We start from the raw sequence: 1754 nt of genomic DNA on the forward strand, positions 1-1754 counted from the left end.
AAAGAAGGAATTATCATTAATATGAGTTCTAGTTGGGGGAGAGAAGGTGAAGCTGAGCTTGCGCCATATTGTGCCTCGAAATTTGCAATTGAAGGTATCACTAAATCTATGGCCCTGGAATTACCCCATGGCATGGCTGTAGTTGCTTTAGATCCTGGAGGGAGTATTAGTACTCCAATGCTGAAGTCATGTGCGCCACAATATATAAATGAATCGCCTACACCTGAAACTTGGTCACATAAAGCGATTGAATATATATTGAATATAACAATAGATAAAAATGGAGATTCATTGACATGCCCAGCATGCGTATAAAAAGCACCTTTAAGGTGCTTTTTATATTAGTAGCACATTATATCATTCACAAAATTACATCTGAAAAATAAAATAAAAGATTAAGGGTGAGATTTGTTTGTTTTGAAAGCTTTAGAAAATATTTGAATAGGTGATAAAAATGAATCCAAGCAGTTTAAAAGTGACAGGGGCATGGTTTCAAGTAGGGGGGAATCTTACAGCTGCTATTGGAACGACAAGAGGATTTATTGGAGAAGAGAAAGTTGAATCGGAACTTGTTATTGTAGGAAGCTCATTACAAGCCCTCGGGTATATATTACAAATCATTGCGAGTAATTATGATTATGGGGAAGAAAAAAGAGAGAATCAAAGTAAATTACTTGATCAAATAGGAATTGAGTTATTAGCATTAGGAAATATATCAAATGTAATAGGAATATATTTTAATATAAATGAACAATTGAAAGAAAATGATTATCTTATCATTACAGGGAACAGTTTACAATCGATTGGTGCTTTTTTAGGAGTAGAAGCAGCTTTGGTGGATATAAATGTATTACAGAAAATTATTATACTGGGTAACTCCACGCAAAGTTTAGGAGCTGGATTACAAGCGTATCAAGGTGTTTTAAATGTATTGAAAGATGAGAAAGAAAATAAAGATAGTATTTTTGATAAGAAGGATGAGAGAATCATTGCACTCATTGGTATTTGGATACAAGCGATAGGAACGTTAATTTCCGCAATTGGAATAACTGCAATAGAGGAAGAAAATAGGTTAGAAAACAATGAAAAGTCTGAAATACTTATATAAATAGAAGGAGATACATTGATTTTAGAGGCAGGTTAAGATTAAAATGGTAGTAGGTTTTTTTGCGTATATTTTGAAAAGTGATATATAAAATACAAAATAAGGAGTTTTCAAGGGATGATGTATTTATTAGCAATTTTTCTTCCACCTGTTGCTGTATTATTTTGTGGAAAACCAATTCAGGCAATCATAAATTTCATATTAACATTAATATTTTGGGTTCCAGGAGTTATACACGCAATTCTTGTAGTGCATGATAAAAAAGCTGATCGGCGTTTGAAAAAACAAATTCAAGCATATGATGAAATTAATAAGAGAAATCGAAGATAATTCATCTGCCAAATGTTTTTAAAAGAAAGGAGGATTAACCTCCTTTCTTTTTTAGTGGGTGTTAAGTTTAAATTTTTGTGTGGCGGAAAGAATTTTTAATGTAAGTATTATGATAATAACTTTTAGATTGTGCATGTAATAGGCCTGTATAAATGCTTTCTGGTACATTAAAGAAATCATACATACCATGCTTTAATTGGATTCGCAAAATCATAGAAAAAGGATTATAACCAACAGCAACTATATTTTTTGAGGTAACCGGAGATAGCTTCATTATTATGCAACTCCTTATTTTTCATTTTTAATAATTCTTTGTAGG

4 protein-coding genes are annotated in these 1754 nt (G+C 31.8%); 3 read left to right on the plus strand and 1 reads right to left on the minus strand.

Annotation, left to right across the window (positions count from 1 at the left end; all coding sequences use genetic code 11):
* The 3 genes from ACQGS6_RS27865 to ACQGS6_RS27875 form a co-directional block, all read left to right on the plus strand.
* The coding region (locus ACQGS6_RS27865) for an SDR family NAD(P)-dependent oxidoreductase (RefSeq protein ID WP_426965987.1) at window positions 1-315 on the plus strand (315 nt) is incomplete at its 5' end.
* A gap of 139 nt (window positions 316-454) precedes the next feature.
* Window positions 455-1108, plus strand: a complete 654-nt coding sequence (locus ACQGS6_RS27870) for a DUF6944 family repetitive protein (RefSeq protein WP_001070046.1) — start codon at window positions 455-457, stop codon at window positions 1106-1108.
* 114 nt (window positions 1109-1222) lie between these two features.
* Window positions 1223-1435, plus strand: a complete 213-nt coding sequence (locus tag ACQGS6_RS27875; RefSeq protein ID WP_000990219.1) for a YqaE/Pmp3 family membrane protein — start codon at window positions 1223-1225, stop codon at window positions 1433-1435.
* 67 nt (window positions 1436-1502) lie between these two features.
* Here ACQGS6_RS27875 and ACQGS6_RS27880 read toward each other — a convergent pair whose 3' ends face one another.
* Complete coding sequence (locus ACQGS6_RS27880) at window positions 1503-1709, minus strand: KTSC domain-containing protein (RefSeq protein ID WP_000777843.1); 207 nt, start codon at window positions 1707-1709, stop codon at window positions 1503-1505.
* Window positions 1710-1754: the final 45 nt, after the last annotated feature.

Origin of the sequence: Bacillus sp. GMs2/2, assembly GCF_050172095.1 — a bacterium.
Taxonomy (GTDB): domain Bacteria; phylum Bacillota; class Bacilli; order Bacillales; family Bacillaceae_G; genus Bacillus_A; species Bacillus_A cereus.

What these genes read in the sequence shown, in the direction of transcription:
- ACQGS6_RS27870 (WP_001070046.1), top strand. Translation starts at nt 455, where the DNA reads ATGAATCCAAGCAGTTTAAAAGTGACAGGGGCATGGTTTCAAGTAGGG.
- ACQGS6_RS27880 (WP_000777843.1), bottom strand. Translation starts at nt 1,709, where the DNA reads ATGAAGCTATCTCCGGTTACCTCAAAAAATATAGTTGCTGTTGGTTAT.
- ACQGS6_RS27875 (WP_000990219.1), top strand. Translation starts at nt 1,223, where the DNA reads ATGATGTATTTATTAGCAATTTTTCTTCCACCTGTTGCTGTATTATTT.